Below are 14,505 nucleotides of genomic sequence, written 5' to 3'. Positions count from 1 at the left end.
AGAGTGCCATGAGCCAAACCTGCATCTTGATCGGGGCGCCTGTGGACAGCGGGCAAAAGCGGGCAGGTTGCCTGATGGGGCCTGCCGCTTTCCGCGTTGCGGGGCTGGCCGAGGCGCTCACCGGGCTTGGCTATAGGGTGATTGATCGCGGCGATGTCGCGCCGCGGCCGCATCCGCCGATGGATCACCCAAACCCTGCCGTGCATCACTTGGCCGAAACCTTGGGGTGGACCGAAACTTTGGCCGAGGTCGGGCAGGCGGCAGGTGCGCTTGGCTTTCCGATCTTTTTAGGGGGAGATCATTCGCTCTCGCTCGGTTCGGTGGCGGGGATGGCCGCGCGGGCGCAGGCTTTTGGGCGCCCGCTCTTTCTTTTGTGGCTCGACGCGCATACCGATTTTCACACCCCCGACACCACGCAATCGGGCAATCTGCACGGCACGCCGGTCGCTTATATCGCAGGGCGCACGGGATTTGAGATGTTCCCGCCGTTCCCCGCGCCGCTGCCGGGGCACCGGATTTGTATGCTGGGCATCCGCTCGGTGGACCCAGAGGAACATGCCGCGCTGATCCCCGAAGAGATCGAGATCGCCGATATGCGGGTGCTGGATGAACGCGGTATTGGCGCGCCTTTGCGCGATTTTCTGGACCGGGTGCGGGCCGAAAACGGGATGCTGCATGTCTCGCTCGATGTCGATTTTCTGGACCCCTCCATCGCGCCTGCGGTGGGCACCACCGTGCCCGGTGGCACCACCTTCCGCGAAGCCCATCTGGTGATGGAACTCTTGCACGAATCCGGGCTTGTGACCTCGCTCGACCTTGTGGAGTTGAACCCCTTCTTGGATGAGCGGGGCCGTACCGCGCGCCTGATGGTCGAGTTGGTCGCCTCGCTGATGGGCCGCAAAGTGTTTGATCGCCCCACGCGACAATTCTAAGGCCCGTCTCGCGCCAAAAGCTCCTTCAGTGCTGGGTTTTCGGTGGGGACTGCGCCCGCAACCGTTTGCGGCGCATCGGTCGGCACCGGAGTGCGGTTGCGGTAATAATGCGCCTCGCGTGCGCCGAAGTAGAACCCGACAATCGCGCCCAAAAGCCACCAAAGCGGCTCTGGCACATAATTGAGCCCCACCATCCGCTGCGCGAACCCCACTGGCTCCACCATCGCATAGACAAACAATCCCAAGGTGCCCAAGGCGAGCATTGGCCGGGGCAGGCGGTTGAGCCCGTTCACGAGCCGATCAAAAAGCCCCGGCCTTGCAAATTGAAACTCCGCCCCGTGTTCATCCAAAGCCGCCAGATAGGCCGCGGCATCGGCTTCCATCTTTTTCGTGGCATTGGGGGTGAACACCTCGGCCACGCTGCTCACCGCCCCGCCAAGCGCGGTTGTGGCGGCGGGGCCGCCCAGAACTTTGCCAATCAACCCCATGTCGCCACCTTCGCGCGATGCTCGGCCTCGCTCAAATGAAACCGGGGGGAGATGAACTCTTCCGCGCGGCGAATCCAGCCGCCCTTTTGGCCCTGCTTCGTGGTGGCATATTTGCGGCTTTTGGGGCGGCGTGCGGCCAGATCGTAATAGTAATTGCGTCGCGCAATTCCGTAGGCATCGGCAAAAAGTGGCGGGTCCGGGGCGGCAGCCTGATGTGCGGCGGCGGCGGTTTGCGGACCAATTTCCCCATCCACGCTGACCGTATGCCCGGTCTCATTTAAAAGCTTTTGCAAGATGCGCACCGCATTCGCGCCGGCATTCACCTGCATGTCAAAGACCGAGGCTTGAACCGCTTCGGGCAAGAGCTGGATTTGCGGCCGCTCATAGTAATGGCGGAGGAAGATCTGCACGGCTTGCGCGCGGCTGAGCAGCTTCACATCCGCCGCGCTCACCACCCCGTCATGGTTCAAATCCACCCCAAGCGCTTGCAATGTGCCTAGCGTCACGCCCCATTTCGTGGCCCCGCCGGGGTCATCTGGGTCGTTCACATAGCCGCCTTCGCGGGCAACAATCTCTTGGGCAATCTGTTCAACGGTTTTCATCGCTTTCCCCTTCTTGCGTAAGGGGAAAGGGTGCTTAAAACCCGTTAAAAGAGTTCAGCGCCAGCGTGCGCTTAGCTGTTCGGGTCGCGGTAGACGCCCTGCTCTTTAAGCGCGTCGGTCACTTCTTTGGGCATATAATTCTCGTCATGTTTGGCAAGAATTTCGCGCGCCACAAAGACGCCATCCACCATCGTGCCAGTGCCGACCATGCCTTTGTCTTCGCCAAAAAGATCGGGCAGCACGCCGGTGAATTTAACGGGGATCGAGGCCCCGCCATCGGTCACCGAAAAGGTGATGTCTTCGCCTTGGCCGCGCACCAACGTGCCGGTTTCAACAAGCCCGCCCAAGCGGAAAACTTCCCCTTCGGCGGGCGGCGCGGCCACCACTTCGGCGGGCGAGCGGAAGAAGTTGATCCCGTCTTTGAAGCCATAGCCGATCAGCCCCGTCGCCAAGACCAGCGCAAACCCGGCTGCAATCAGCACTTGGATCCGCCGCTTCTTCTTCAGGTTCTTCATCGCCTCGCCTCCCGTTACGCGCTGCGCCCCAAAAGGCGCATGCGCGATAGATATTCCCTGACAGAGATCAAGGGAAGACCGGGGCCAACATCAAGCCCATGGTTTCCGGCAGGCCCAGCATCAGGTTGGCGTTCTGGATCGCTTGACCCGACGAACCCTTGGTGAGGTTGTCAATCGCCACGGTCACGATGGCGCGGCCCGGCAAACGGTCGCCCGTCACGCCCAAATGCACGAAGTTCGACCCCGCGACCGAGCGGGTCGAGGCAAGCGTGCCAAAGGGCAGCACTTCCAAGAACACTTCCTCGGCATAGCGCGCGGCCAAAGCAGCGTGAATTTCCTCAGCATTTCCGCGCACATAAACGGTACCCAAAATGCCCCGGTTGAACGGCATCAGATGCGGCGTGAACTGCACCAAAACCGGGCGACCCGCGAGTTTGGAAAACTCTTGGTCGAACTCGCCCAAATGCCGATGCTTGCCGCCCGCCGAATAGGGCATGGTCCCGCCCGACAATTCGGCATGCAGAAGGTTCTCTTTCAGGCTGCGGCCCGCGCCGGAAACGCCCGCTTTGAGGTCGATCACGATCTCGTCAAGGTCGATCACACCCGCCTCAATCAGCGGACGGATCGCATATTGCCCCGCCGCCGCATTGCAGCCGGTGCCCGCGCACAGCCGCGCGGTGCGAATCTCGTCGCGGTAGAACTCGGTCAGCCCGTAGACGGCCTCTTTTTGCAACTCGACCGCGCTATGCGGCTTGCCATACCATTTTTCATATTCCGCCGGATCGCGCAGCCGGAAGTCGGCGGACAGGTCCACCACCTTTTGGTCACGCGGCAGTTCCGCAATCACCGCTTGCGAGGTGGCATGGGGCAGGGCGCAAAACGCCAGATCGACGTTTGAGAAGTCGATCTCTTCGATCTTGCACAGATCGGGCAGGCCAAGGTGGCGCAGATGCGGAAAGACCTCGCCCATTTTCATGCCCGCCTTTCGGTCCCCCGACAGCGCGACGATCTCCATTTCTGGATGGGTGGCGATGATCCGGGCGAGCTCGGCCCCGGTATAGCCCGAAGCCCCGAGGATGGCGATTTTCTGGGTCATTTCAGTCTCCGCAGTTGTGACCCTGTGTTGCCTCAGGCTAAGTTGCCACGCAAGCAAAGTTTGCATGAGGATCTCAATGACGAAGGCGTGGCATTACGCGTGGCAGGGCAAATCCGAAGGCCCGGTGGATGAAGCCATGATGGGCGATTTGATCCGAGCCGGGCGGGTGCGGGCCGATACGCTCATTTGGGCGGAAGGGATGGGAGATTGGGAGCGCGCCGATGCGCATTTCCCCTTTGCCCCCGCACGGCCTGCTGCGCCCGCCTATGTGCCGCCGCCGCCCGCAGGGCCGCCGCCACTGGGTCGCGAGAGCGCATATGGCCCTTACGAGGGGGCACCGCCGCGCGATTTCATTGAAGCGATCAAGGTGTGTTTTCGCAAATATGCCACCTTCAAAGGCCGCGCGAGCCGGTCTGAATTTTGGTGGTTTCAGCTGTTCATCATTGGCGGGTCACTCCTCACCGGGCTTTTGGAGAACGGCATGGGCAGAGATGGGGCGGTGCTCAACGGTTTGTTTTCGCTTGCCACTTTCCTGCCTGCGCTCTCCGTGCAGGTGCGCCGCTTGCACGACACGGACCGGTCCGGCTGGTGGATCGGTGGCTTCTATCTGGCGATCATCCCTGGGGTCGTGGTGTTGGGAGTGCTCGCCGCGATGGTCGAAGGCGGCGGTGGCAATGATATGGCATTGGGCGCCATCGCCATTGCAATGGGCGTCGCGGTGCTCGTCTATTCGATCTTGATGTTGGTCTTTCTGGCCAGCCGCAGCACGCCCGGCCCGAACCGCTTTGGTTAAGCGGCCTCAAAGGTGATCTGGCGGCGCAGGAACTGCGTCGCATGCACCGAAACCGAGGCTGGATCGCCGGTTGTCAGATATTTTGATACCTGCCCCGCGCCTTTGAAATCGGGCCGCCGCTCCAGATAATCGGCCAAGCTTTCCGCCACGAGGTTGGCTTGGCTATAAACCTTCACCTGCTCGCCAAGCGCCTGTTGGAAGGTTTCTTGCATCAGCGGGTAATGGGTGCAGCCCAGAATCGCCGCCTCCGGATGCGGCATCCGCCGTTTGAGCGCCTCGACATGGCTTTTGACCAAAGCCTCGGCCAGAATTTCATCGCCCGCTTCAATTGCATCGACTACGCCGCCGCAGGGCTGCGCCTCTACATCCACGCCAATTGCGCGATAGGCCAATTCGCGCTGAAAGGCACGGCTGGCCACTGTGGCGGGGGTGGCGAACAAAGCCACATGTTTCACCGCCACTTCACGCGGCGGGGAGTTGTCGCCCCATTTGCGTTCGGTCAGGGCCTCAATCATCGGCACGAACACACCCAAAACCCGCTTGTTCTTCGGAATCCAGGTTTCCTGCATTCGTTTGAGCGCCGCCGCAGAGGCGGTGTTACAGGCCAAGATCACGAGATCGCAGCCCTCATCCCAAAGCCGCTCAACGCCTTTGCAGGTCAGTTGGAAAATGTCTTCGGCATCGCGCACACCATAGGGAGCGTGTTGGTTGTCGCCGTAATAGACGAAGGCCATGTCCGGCAGCCGCTTTGAAACCGCCTGATGTACGGTCAGCCCACCGAGACCACTGTCAAAAACGCCTACCGCCATGCCTGCCTCCACACCTGCCGCTACAGCCTTTGCGGCCTTTCTTCCGTTCTAAGCCTCTCTCAGACGGAAATAAACGCCTATTGCATCCGCATCTGTGCTGCGACTGCCCGCTGAGGTGCAGATGCGCCGCAGCTATGAAAAAAGTTTAGGCGCTAACAAGGAATTCGGTTGAAAGGCATTTGTTAAATCCGAGAGGTTTAGATATGCAACGGACGCAAGACTGGTATGAAAAGGCGCGCGCGTGCAGGGAATGGACTGGGACAAGCTGAGAATATTTCACGCGGTGGCCGATGCGGGCTCCCTGACCCATGCCGGTGACGCGCTGCACTTGTCGCAATCGGCGGTTAGCCGTCAGATTCGTGCGCTGGAAGATTCGCTTGGAACCACGCTGTTTCACCGCCATGCGCGCGGGCTGATCTTGACCGAACAGGGGGAATTGCTGTTCGACGCCACCTCCACCATGGCGAAAAAGCTCGATTCTGCCGCTGCGCGCATTCGTGACAGCGAAGAGGAAGTCTTCGGCGAATTGCGTGTCACCACAACGGTGGGCTTTGGCACGATGTGGCTCGCGCCGCGCCTCGTGAAGCTTTACGAGCGCTATCCGGAACTAAAAATCGACCTGCTGCTGGAAGAGCGCGTGCTCGACTTGCCGATGCGGGAGGCCGATGTGGCGATCCGCATGAAGGAGCCGGCGCAGGCGGACCTTGTGCGCAAGCGACTTTTGAACATCCGCATGCGGCTTTACGCAACGCCGGAATATTTGGCGCGCGCTGGGCGACCGAGCCGGATCGAAGAGTTTGGTGCGCATCGGTTGATCTGTCAGAACCCGGCCACGCCGCAGGTTCAGGCTGGCGCGCATCTAACGCAAAGCGTGATGGCGCATGGTGTGCATTCCACGCTGATGGTGAACAACTACTTCGGCGTTTTGCAGGGCGTGCTGAACCATGTCGGCATTGGCGTGCTGCCGGATTATCTGACGGCGGATTTCCCGCTGCTTGAGCGGGTGCTGCCCGAGGTGGAATCGGTCGAGGTTCCGGTGTTCCTTGCCTACCCCGAAGAGCTGCGCTCCTCGCGCCGAGTCAACGCTTTCCGCGATTTCGTGCAGGAAGAAATTCTCGCCTATCGCCGTGCGCAAAGCGGCGAAGCCGCGGTCGAGTGACAAGAGCGACACTTTAAAGAAGCCAACCGACGGTTGCGTTTCGACATGTGCGCAGCGCATATCTGCCATGCTGCATCTGCGACATGATTCCGCTTGAACGGTTCACACTCTGCCCATAAATCGGGCGAAGAGGGTGGCGAGCAGAGGAATCTCTCATCATCTTCTACCTCCCTGTTGGACTAAGGCCGAGCTTGTCTCGGCCCTTTTTTTATTCCGGGGCACACTTCAGAACATTTTTCGATGCATGCGCTAAAGGCGCGAGAAGCGGCGCTTTTTCGCCTTCTGCTTGTGAAATGGTTCCAACAAAGTTGTTCAAATCGGTTCACGCAAATGCGTCTGAACTTCTGGCCGATCTCCGGCGTTCTCTCACCATGAACACGATGCGACGGCCTGCGGCACAGCCCCAAGGCCACGTCTGAAAGGAGATCAGAGATGAAACGCATGAACAGCACGCTCACCAGCCTTCTTGTTGCCGGTATCGTTGCGGCGCCCGTTGCCGCATTTGCCACGAGCGATAACCCCTATGGCCTGATCGACTATAAAATGGGTATTGCCACACTCCCGACCGCTGGTTCGCAAGGCGACGTTGCCCCGCCGCTCCCGGATCAATACGGGATCGCTGATGTGAAAACCGGGACGGTCAAAGCCACCGACACCTCGGCGGCGACCTCGAATGGTCTCGACAATCGCCCGATCCAAACGCTGCTTGTGGATCAATCGGGGATCGCGCTGAATAAAGGCCAGGCCCAAGCTGCTGGCGCAGTGGTAACGGCGGATGGCGGTGCGGTCGGTACGATCTCGCGCGTGGTGCCGGGTGAACAAGTGGACACCGTCTATGTGCGTGCCTCGAACGACATCAAGCAGCGCACGTTCTCGATGTTTAAGGTGAATGTGCCGAAGGGCGCGCTGAAAGGCGACCAACTGCACCTGCAAATGACGATGGCCGAGCTTATCGCGGAATTGAATGGCCAAAGCTGATCCAGCACGGGCGAGACCCGGTCTGATGCAAAGGGGTGGCAACTGCCACCCCTTTTCGCATGCCTTCCCCCTTTCCCCGCAGGCGCACATGCACTAAGGGAAACGCAACATGCCGATGCCGGAGGACCCGATGACCGAGCCGCAAATCACCCCCGACCTGATTGCCGCCCACGGCCTCAAACCCGACGAATATGAGCGCATCTTAGGAATTCTGGGTCGTGCGCCGACTTTCACCGAGCTGGGCATCTTCTCGGCGATGTGGAACGAGCACTGCTCGTACAAATCTTCCAAAATCTGGCTGCGCACGCTGCACACCGAAGGGGAGCAGGTGATTTGCGGCCCCGGCGAAAACGCGGGCGTTGTCGATATTGGGGACGGGCAAGCCATCGTCTTCAAGATGGAAAGCCACAACCACCCTTCCTACATCGAACCGCATCAAGGTGCGGCGACCGGCGTGGGCGGCATTTTGCGTGACGTTTTCACCATGGGCGCGCGCCCGATTGCGGCGATGGATAGCCTCTCCTTTGGTCTGCCCAGCCACCCCAAAACCCCGCATCTGGTGAAAGGTGTGGTGGAAGGTGTCGGCGGCTACGGCAACTGCTTTGGTGTGCCGAATGTTGGCGGCGAAGTGCGCTTCCACGCCTCGTATAACGGCAACTGCCTTGTGAACGCCTTTGCGGCGGGCCTCGCGCAGACTGACAACATCTTCTATTGCGCTGCTTCGGGCATCGGCATGCCGGTGGTCTACCTCGGGGCCAAAACCGGTCGCGATGGCGTTGGCGGGGCGACGATGGCCTCCGCCGAGTTCGACGATACGATCGAAGAAAAACGCCCGACCGTGCAAGTCGGCGACCCCTTCGTGGAAAAATGTCTGATGGAAGCCTGCATGGAACTGATGCAGACCGATTCTGTGATCTCGATCCAAGACATGGGCGCGGCGGGCCTGACCTGTTCGGCCGTGGAAATGGGCGACAAAGGCGGCCTTGGGATCAAGCTCAACCTTGATGCGGTGCCGCAGCGTGAAGCGCGCATGACTGCTTACGAGATGATGCTGTCGGAAAGCCAAGAGCGGATGCTCATGGTGCTCAAGCCCGAAAAAGAGGCCGAAGCCCGCGCGATCTTTGAAAAATGGGATCTCGATTTTGCCATCGTCGGTGAAACCATCGCCGAAGACCGCTTTGTCATCATGCATGGCAACGAAGTGAAGGCGGATATTCCGCTTTCCAAACTCTCCTCGGCCGCGCCGGAATATGATCGCCCGTGGGTGGAAACGCCCGCCGCCGCGCCGCTGGGGGCGCTGCCCGAAATCACCCCGATTGCGGCACTCAAAGCGCTGATCGGCTCGCCGAACTATGCGGCGAAGAACTGGGTGTTTGAGCAATATGACACCCAAGTTATGGCCGATACCGTGCGCCGTCCGGGCCTTGGTGCCGGGGTTGTGCGCATCCACGGCACCAACAAAGCGGTCGCTTTCACCTCGGATGTGACGCCGCGCTATGTGAAGGCGAACCCGTTTGAAGGCGGCAAGCAAGCGGTGGCGGAAGCCTATCGCAACCTCTGCGCCGTGGGTGCGCTGCCGCTCGCCACCACCGACAACATGAACTTTGGTAACCCCGAAAAGCCCGAAATCATGGGGCAATTCGTCGGCGCGATCAAAGGTATCAGCGAAGCGTGCAAAACGCTCGACTTCCCGATCGTCTCGGGCAACGTCTCGCTTTACAACGAAACTGATGGCTCGGGCATTCTGCCGACCCCGACGATTGGCGCGGTTGGCCTGCTGAAATCGCTGGATGATCTGATCGGCGGGCTGCCCGAGGCCGGCGACATCGCGCTTTTGATCGGCACGACCCACGGCCATCTTGGTCAATCGGCGCTGGCGGCGGAAGCCTTTGGGCTGGAAGAGGGCGATGCCCCGCCGGTCGATCTGGCCGATGAGCGCAAGCACGGCGAGTTCCTGCGTGCCAATGGTCGCGTGGTGAAAGCCGCTGCCGATTTGGCCGATGGCGGCTTGGCGCTTGCGGCCTTTGAAATGGCCGAAGTGGCGGGCATTGGCATCCAGCTGGATGAAGCGGGCATCGCCGCGCTTTATGGCGAAGATCAAGCCCGCTACCTCGTCGCTTGTGACGAGGCCGGGGCCGAGGCGCTGGAAGCCGCCGCGCAGGCCGCTGGTGTGCCGCTGGAACGCGTGGGCGTTTTTGGTGGCGCCGAGGTGATCTTTGGCGCTGACCGCGCCCCGATGGCTGAGCTTTCGACCCTCTATCGGTCCGCTTTCGCTGCGGCGGTAGAAGGGTGAGGCGGGGCCGGTGGCCCGCATGATCTCGGTTACGCTTATGGTCGGCGCGCATAAAACCGCGTCGACACATCTTCAGACGACGCTTTTATCCGTGCGCGAACGGCTGGCTGCCGAAGGGGTCGGCGTGATCGGCCCGAAAGAGGTGCGCGAGTTTTTGCGTCCGGCGATGCAGCCCGGACAGTTGTCGCCGGTCGAGGCGCAGGTGCTGGCGCGTGCCGCGATTGGGCAGCTTTGCCCCGGGGCGCGCCATGTCGTGGTGATGGAAGAAAACGTGCTTGGCGTGACCACCCGCAATTTCCTGCTGGGGCAGGGCGGGCTGATCTACCCCTTTGCCACGCGGCGGTTGCGCGATGCCTTGGCCTGTTTTGGTGGGGCAGAGGTGCGGGTGGGGCTTGCCATCCGCAATCCGGCGAATTTCCTTGTCTCTTGCTGGAGCGAGCAATTGTTGCTTGCACCTTGGACTCCGTTTCGGGATTTCGTCGCGGGCATTCCGCCCGATATGCCGCGCTGGCTGTGGCTGACCAATCGCATGCTGCAGGCAACCGATGATCTGACGATCTGGACCTATGAGGATTATCCCGCCGTCATGCCGCAGATCATTGACTGGGCCACCGGGCTCAAAGGGTTTGGCGCGACCGTCACCCCCTATGATCTGCGCATGCGCCCGGGGCTGAGCCATCGCGCCGCCAACTTTTTGCACAACCGAATGGAAAACGACCCGGAGCGCGACCACAAAATCGTGATGCGTCGGGCGCGTCGGATTGCCCCGCTGGATGGGAACAACCCCCGTTATGATCCGTGGAGCGCAGAGGAGCGCGCCAAGTTTGATGCGGTTTATGCCGATGATTTGCTGGAATTGGCGACCGCCTCGCCGGTGCATTGGCTGACCCCGCCGCAGCCCTAACCGCTTGGCACGCTGCGTGCCGGGTGCTCGCGTGGCCTCTTGCCGCAGCCAGCGCCGCCGCCTAGATTGAAGCCAACACGAAGGAGTGCCTCATGCCGATGGAAGCGACCGACATTGAAGCCCTGATCCGCGCCGGGTTCCCCGAAGCAAAGATCACCATCACCGACCTTGCGGGGGATGGGAACCACTGGGGGGCCGAGGTGATCGACGCCTCTTTCAAAGGGATGAACCGGGTGCAACAGCAACGCGCCGTTTTCGCCGCGCTCAAAGGCGCGATGGATGGCCCGGATGCGCCGCTCCATGCGCTGGCGCTGACCACGAAGGCCCCGGAGTGAGTGGGGATACTCCTTGAACTGATTTTTGGGCTGTCCCGCCTGATACAGATTTTCTTTCAAGGATTTCCGCGCCTTTTCAGACACGGTCTTCGCGGGTTGCGCGAGGGCGGAGCAAAGGAACCAGACCATGACCGCAATCGACCAAATCAAGGCTGACATCGAAAGCAATGATGTTGTGCTTTACATGAAAGGCACCCGCGAGATGCCGCAATGCGGGTTCTCGAGCCGCGTGGCCGGGGTGCTGAACTATCTTGGCGTGGCCTATAAGGACGTGAACGTTCTGGCCGATGCCGAGGTGCGCCAGGGCATCAAAGAGTTTTCCGACTGGCCGACGATCCCCCAGCTTTACGTGAAGGGCGAATTTGTCGGCGGCTGCGATATCGTCACCGAGATGACGCTGTCGGGCGAGTTGGACAAACTCTTTGAAGACAAAGGCATCGGCTATGACAAAGGCCGCGCCGACCAAATCCGCGCCGCCAACGCCTAAGACGCGCGCACAGGGAACAAAAGAAAGCCCCGCATTGCGGGGCTTTCTTTTTGGGGTGGAGAGCGGGTTAACTCTTGGGGGCCTGTCCGGTTTGAGCCCCAATTGACAGATGCTGCACTTTGTATGAAAGGCTGCTTTCAGCAGTTTTGCATGTTTTGAGCGTTTGATAACATGCGGCATGGGAACGCCTAATGACACGCAAAAACAAAGGTTGAAGGCTTGGGCTTACACGATCTTAATCGTGACCTTTCTTTGTGTATGGCTGAGTGGAATGACCGCAGGATTGATGGCCGGAGCGTGCCGGAATGATCGCTACGAAGGTGCCAAGAAGCTCCGATTTTGCAACATTTCACTCGCCGCTGGTGCTTGGATGGATTTCTCTCCCCAGGAGCGCGCAAAGAGAAGCGTTCTCGAACTCGAAAGAGGGATCGCGCTGTCTCAGATCGGAGAACCAGAGAAAGCGATTGAAGCATTTAAGGAAGCCTTGCGCGACGCACGAGCAAAGTCGGGCGCGTGGGAACAGCAACTCCACCAACGTATGGTTCAAATGGAAGACCGCAACACGCTTGCGCTGTGGGTGTCGGTGGTCGAGGCAGAATAGGAGATTTGAGCAGCGTGGAGAATCTGCAAAGCCGCCATTCGCACAGCTGCACCGAAATGGTGCTTCGTCCGCATTGCCGCCGTATCCCCTTCCTCAACGCTTACCCCCCAAAAAAACAAAAAAGGCCGCAGCAAATGCCCCGGCCTTCCTTCATTCAATCGCTTTTCGCCCTCAGGCTTTGCGCAGGCGGATCACCACATCAACGCGGCTGACTTCGGTGCCGGGCGGGGCGGCGGGGACGCGGACGAGTTCCAGCTCTTCCACCGGCGCGTCAGAGATGCGGTTTTCCCCCTCCCAGAAGAAGTGGGGGTGATCATCCATCCTCGTGTCGAAATAGCTGCGTCCGGCGTCTACGGTGATCTCATGCATGATCCCGGCATCGCAGAAGGCGCGCAGCGTGTTGTAGACGGTGGCCAGTGACACTTTCTCGCCCGCTTCGAGGGCGGAGGCATAAAGCCCCTCGGCTGTTACATGGCGATTATGGCCATCGCCCACCAGCAAAGACGCCAAAGACATGCGCTGCCGGGTCGGCCGCAAACCGCCAGCCGAAAGCCAGCGCAGACCGCGTTCCTGTTCGATCGTCTTCATGACATCTCACCCCTACGCTACCTGTAACTAATATAAGAACAAGTAGAACCCAAAAACAACGAGATTCTGACGCAGCTTTCCGCCAGGGGCGGCCCTTGCGCGCCCGGTAAGGGGGGTGCTAGAGGGGGTGAACAAAGTCAAGGGGGGAAAGCCGATGTCAGCCTATCCGACCAGCTTCGGCAAGGAAGATCTGCTCAAATGCGCGCGTGGTGAGCTTTTTGGGCCGGGCAATGCCCAGCTGCCCGCACCGCCGATGCTGATGATGGACCGTATCACCGAGATCTCGGGCGATGGCGGTCTGCACGGCAAGGGCCATGTTGTGGCCGAGTTCGATATCACCCCCGATCTGTGGTTCTTTGACTGCCACTTCCCCGGCAACCCGATCATGCCGGGCTGCCTTGGCCTTGATGGTCTGTGGCAGCTTACGGGTTTCAACCTTGGCTGGCGTGGCTGGCAAGGGCGGGGCTATGCGCTTGGCGTGGGCGAAGTGAAGCTCACGGGCATGGTGCGCCCCGATCGCAAAATGCTGACCTACAAGGTCGATTTCACCAAAGCCCTGCAAACGCGGCGGCTGACGATGGGCGTCGCCGATGGTATCGTCGAGGCTGATGGTGAAGTGATCTACGTGGTCAAAGACATGAAGGTCGCGCTCTCCGAGAGCTGACCCCGAAATTACAGGAGGCCCCCATGCGGCGTGTCGTTATCACCGGTCTGGGCATCGTCAGCCCCATTGGCAATAATGCCGAGGAAGTCACCGCAAGCCTGCGCGCCGGGCGCTCGGGCATTGTTTTTGCCCCCGAATATGCCGAGCGCGGCTTCCGCAGCCAAGTGCATGGCGCGCCGCAAATCGTGCTCGAAGACCATATCGACAAGCGCAACCTGCGGTTCATGGGGCGCGGTGCGGCCTATAACTTCCTGTCGATGGAGCAAGCGATTGCCGATTCGGGGCTGGAAGAAAGCGATGTGTCGAACCCGCGCACAGGCCTGATCATGGGCTCGGGTGGCCCCTCGACCTCCAACTTCTTTGATGCGCACCAGATCGTTGTGCAAAAAGGTTCGCCCAAGCGGATGGGCCCGTTCATGGTGACGCGCTGCATGTCGTCCACCAACTCGGCTTGCTTGGCGACGCCCTTCAAGATCAAGGGTGTGAACTATTCGATCACCTCGGCTTGCTCCACCTCGGCGCATTGCATCGGCAATGGTGTTGAGCAAATCCAAATGGGCAAGCAAGACATCGTCTTTGCGGGCGGCGGCGAGGAACTCGACTGGACGCTGAGCTGCCTGTTCGACGCGATGGGCGCGATGTCGTCGAAATACAATGACACGCCGACCACCGCGAGCCGCGCCTTTGACGTGACGCGCGATGGTTTCGTGATCGCGGGCGGCGGTGGCGTTGTGGTGCTTGAAGAGCTTGAGCATGCCAAAGCGCGCGGCGCGAAAATTTATGCCGAAGTCACCGGCTACGGTGCCACCTCGGATGGCTACGACATGGTGGCCCCCTCGGGCGAGGGTGGCGAGCGCTCGATGCGCCTTGCCATTGGCACGCTGCCCGAAGGCCGCAAGATCAGCTACATCAACGCGCATGGCACCTCGACTGTTGCGGGCGACGTGACCGAGGTGGAAGCGGTGCGCCGCGTCTTCGGTGAAGGCAATGTGCCGCCGATCTCCTCGACCAAATCGCTGACCGGGCACAGCCTCGGCGCGACCGGCGTGCATGAAACGATTTACTCCCTGCTGATGATGCAGGGCAAATTCATCACCGGTTCGGCCAATGTGACCGAACTGGACCCGGCGATCAAACCCGAGGAAATCTGCACCGAAACGCGCGAAAACGTCGAATTCGACTCCGTGCTTTCCAACAGCTTCGGTTTCGGCGGCACCAACGCCACGCTGGTGATGAGCACCTATCGCGACTGATCTAGCAG

17 protein-coding genes are annotated in these 14,505 nt (G+C 60.5%); 11 read left to right on the top strand and 6 right to left on the bottom strand.

The window, feature by feature from the left end; genetic code table 11:
* Positions 1–8: 8 nt before the first annotated feature.
* Complete coding sequence (gene rocF / locus CRO18_RS02485; protein WP_097080933.1) at positions 9–932, top strand: arginase; 924 nt, start codon at positions 9–11, stop codon at positions 930–932.
* Here the strand turns inward: rocF and CRO18_RS02480 are convergent.
* From CRO18_RS02480 to argC, 4 genes are all read right to left on the bottom strand, one after another.
* A complete protein-coding gene (locus CRO18_RS02480; RefSeq protein WP_097080932.1) occupies positions 929–1,420 on the bottom strand; it encodes a holin family protein in 492 nt (163 codons plus the stop codon). The two genes, rocF and CRO18_RS02480, sit on opposite strands and share 4 nt — an antisense overlap.
* On the bottom strand, positions 1,411–2,022 hold the full coding sequence (locus tag CRO18_RS02475; RefSeq protein ID WP_097080931.1) for a holin-associated N-acetylmuramidase: 612 nt from the start codon (positions 2,020–2,022) through the stop codon (positions 1,411–1,413). The genes CRO18_RS02480 and CRO18_RS02475 overlap by 10 nt, the downstream gene beginning before the upstream one ends.
* 71 nt (positions 2,023–2,093) lie before the next feature.
* The gene (gene ccmE / locus CRO18_RS02470; protein WP_076485261.1) at positions 2,094–2,537 is read right to left on the bottom strand and encodes a cytochrome c maturation protein CcmE; all 444 of its coding nucleotides are present in this window, start codon (positions 2,535–2,537) and stop codon (positions 2,094–2,096) included.
* Between the two features lie 67 nt (positions 2,538–2,604).
* Positions 2,605–3,633 carry an N-acetyl-gamma-glutamyl-phosphate reductase gene (gene argC, locus CRO18_RS02465; RefSeq protein ID WP_097080930.1) on the bottom strand — a complete coding sequence of 343 codons (1,029 nt, stop codon included), beginning with the start codon at positions 3,631–3,633 and terminating at the stop codon, positions 2,605–2,607.
* Positions 3,634–3,709: 76 nt separating this feature from the next.
* On the opposite strand from argC, the gene CRO18_RS02460 reads away from it, so the two are divergent.
* Entirely contained in the window at positions 3,710–4,426 is a 717-nt protein-coding gene (locus CRO18_RS02460; protein WP_170952535.1) for a DUF805 domain-containing protein, read from the top strand.
* Here CRO18_RS02460 and murI read toward each other — a convergent pair.
* Positions 4,423–5,235 (bottom strand): glutamate racemase, encoded by an 813-nt coding sequence (gene murI, locus CRO18_RS02455; RefSeq protein ID WP_076485263.1) that lies wholly within the window; start codon positions 5,233–5,235, stop codon positions 4,423–4,425. The two genes, CRO18_RS02460 and murI, sit on opposite strands and share 4 nt — an antisense overlap.
* A 250-nt stretch (positions 5,236–5,485) precedes the next feature.
* Between murI and CRO18_RS02450 the strand changes: the two genes are divergently transcribed.
* From CRO18_RS02450 to CRO18_RS02420, 7 genes are all read left to right on the top strand, one after another.
* Positions 5,486–6,394 carry a LysR family transcriptional regulator gene (locus CRO18_RS02450; RefSeq protein ID WP_076485264.1) on the top strand — a complete coding sequence of 303 codons (909 nt, stop codon included), beginning with the start codon at positions 5,486–5,488 and terminating at the stop codon, positions 6,392–6,394.
* 432 nt (positions 6,395–6,826) lie between these two features.
* Positions 6,827–7,372, top strand: a complete 546-nt coding sequence (locus CRO18_RS02445; protein WP_076485265.1) for a hypothetical protein — start codon at positions 6,827–6,829, stop codon at positions 7,370–7,372.
* 130 nt (positions 7,373–7,502) lie between these two features.
* The gene (gene purL, locus CRO18_RS02440) at positions 7,503–9,665 is read left to right on the top strand and encodes a phosphoribosylformylglycinamidine synthase subunit PurL (protein ID WP_097081100.1); all 2,163 of its coding nucleotides are present in this window, start codon (positions 7,503–7,505) and stop codon (positions 9,663–9,665) included.
* Positions 9,666–9,675: 10 nt separating this feature from the next.
* Entirely contained in the window at positions 9,676–10,569 is an 894-nt protein-coding gene (locus tag CRO18_RS02435) for a hypothetical protein (RefSeq protein WP_143128591.1), read from the top strand.
* Between the two features lie 92 nt (positions 10,570–10,661).
* The gene (locus CRO18_RS02430) at positions 10,662–10,904 is read left to right on the top strand and encodes a BolA/IbaG family iron-sulfur metabolism protein (protein WP_076485267.1); all 243 of its coding nucleotides are present in this window, start codon (positions 10,662–10,664) and stop codon (positions 10,902–10,904) included.
* A gap of 127 nt (positions 10,905–11,031) precedes the next feature.
* Positions 11,032–11,391, top strand: a complete 360-nt coding sequence (grxD, locus tag CRO18_RS02425) for a Grx4 family monothiol glutaredoxin (RefSeq protein WP_097080928.1) — start codon at positions 11,032–11,034, stop codon at positions 11,389–11,391.
* A gap of 271 nt (positions 11,392–11,662) precedes the next feature.
* A complete protein-coding gene (locus CRO18_RS02420) occupies positions 11,663–11,992 on the top strand; it encodes a tetratricopeptide repeat protein (RefSeq protein WP_143128590.1) in 330 nt (109 codons plus the stop codon).
* A gap of 171 nt (positions 11,993–12,163) precedes the next feature.
* Here the strand turns inward: CRO18_RS02420 and irrA are convergent, their stop codons facing one another.
* Positions 12,164–12,580: an iron response transcriptional regulator IrrA gene (gene irrA, locus CRO18_RS02415; RefSeq protein WP_076485270.1), complete on the bottom strand. Its 417-nt coding sequence runs from the start codon at positions 12,578–12,580 to the stop codon at positions 12,164–12,166.
* Between the two features lie 154 nt (positions 12,581–12,734).
* Here irrA and fabA point away from each other — a divergent pair, with 154 nt between their 5' ends.
* Both fabA and fabB read left to right on the top strand, forming a co-directional pair.
* Positions 12,735–13,244, top strand: coding sequence for a bifunctional 3-hydroxydecanoyl-ACP dehydratase/trans-2-decenoyl-ACP isomerase (gene fabA / locus CRO18_RS02410; protein WP_097080926.1), 510 nt, complete (start codon positions 12,735–12,737; stop codon positions 13,242–13,244).
* Positions 13,245–13,267: 23 nt separating this feature from the next.
* Entirely contained in the window at positions 13,268–14,497 is a 1,230-nt protein-coding gene (fabB, locus tag CRO18_RS02405) for a beta-ketoacyl-ACP synthase I (protein WP_076485272.1), read from the top strand.
* The last annotated feature ends 8 nt before the right edge of the window (positions 14,498–14,505 follow it).

Source organism: Rhodobacter sp. JA431 (genome assembly GCF_900217725.1).
GTDB lineage: Bacteria > Pseudomonadota > Alphaproteobacteria > Rhodobacterales > Rhodobacteraceae > Rhodobacter > Rhodobacter aestuarii.
The sequence above is the reverse complement of the archived record's forward strand: the minus strand, read 5'-3'. Positions and strand labels throughout refer to the sequence as shown.

Coding starts and splice junctions, on each gene's coding strand:
- rocF (WP_097080933.1), top strand. CDS start 9: ATGAGCCAAACCTGCATCTTGATCGGGGCGCCTGTGGACAGCGGGCAA.
- CRO18_RS02480 (WP_097080932.1), bottom strand. CDS start 1,420: ATGGGGTTGATTGGCAAAGTTCTGGGCGGCCCCGCCGCCACAACCGCG.
- CRO18_RS02475 (WP_097080931.1), bottom strand. CDS start 2,022: ATGAAAACCGTTGAACAGATTGCCCAAGAGATTGTTGCCCGCGAAGGC.
- ccmE (WP_076485261.1), bottom strand. CDS start 2,537: ATGAAGAACCTGAAGAAGAAGCGGCGGATCCAAGTGCTGATTGCAGCC.
- argC (WP_097080930.1), bottom strand. CDS start 3,633: ATGACCCAGAAAATCGCCATCCTCGGGGCTTCGGGCTATACCGGGGCC.
- CRO18_RS02460 (WP_170952535.1), top strand. CDS start 3,710: ATGACGAAGGCGTGGCATTACGCGTGGCAGGGCAAATCCGAAGGCCCG.
- murI (WP_076485263.1), bottom strand. CDS start 5,235: ATGGCGGTAGGCGTTTTTGACAGTGGTCTCGGTGGGCTGACCGTACAT.
- CRO18_RS02450 (WP_076485264.1), top strand. CDS start 5,486: ATGGACTGGGACAAGCTGAGAATATTTCACGCGGTGGCCGATGCGGGC.
- CRO18_RS02445 (WP_076485265.1), top strand. CDS start 6,827: ATGAAACGCATGAACAGCACGCTCACCAGCCTTCTTGTTGCCGGTATC.
- purL (WP_097081100.1), top strand. CDS start 7,503: ATGACCGAGCCGCAAATCACCCCCGACCTGATTGCCGCCCACGGCCTC.
- CRO18_RS02430 (WP_076485267.1), top strand. CDS start 10,662: ATGCCGATGGAAGCGACCGACATTGAAGCCCTGATCCGCGCCGGGTTC.
- grxD (WP_097080928.1), top strand. CDS start 11,032: ATGACCGCAATCGACCAAATCAAGGCTGACATCGAAAGCAATGATGTT.
- CRO18_RS02420 (WP_143128590.1), top strand. CDS start 11,663: ATGACCGCAGGATTGATGGCCGGAGCGTGCCGGAATGATCGCTACGAA.
- irrA (WP_076485270.1), bottom strand. CDS start 12,580: ATGAAGACGATCGAACAGGAACGCGGTCTGCGCTGGCTTTCGGCTGGC.
- fabA (WP_097080926.1), top strand. CDS start 12,735: ATGTCAGCCTATCCGACCAGCTTCGGCAAGGAAGATCTGCTCAAATGC.
- fabB (WP_076485272.1), top strand. CDS start 13,268: ATGCGGCGTGTCGTTATCACCGGTCTGGGCATCGTCAGCCCCATTGGC.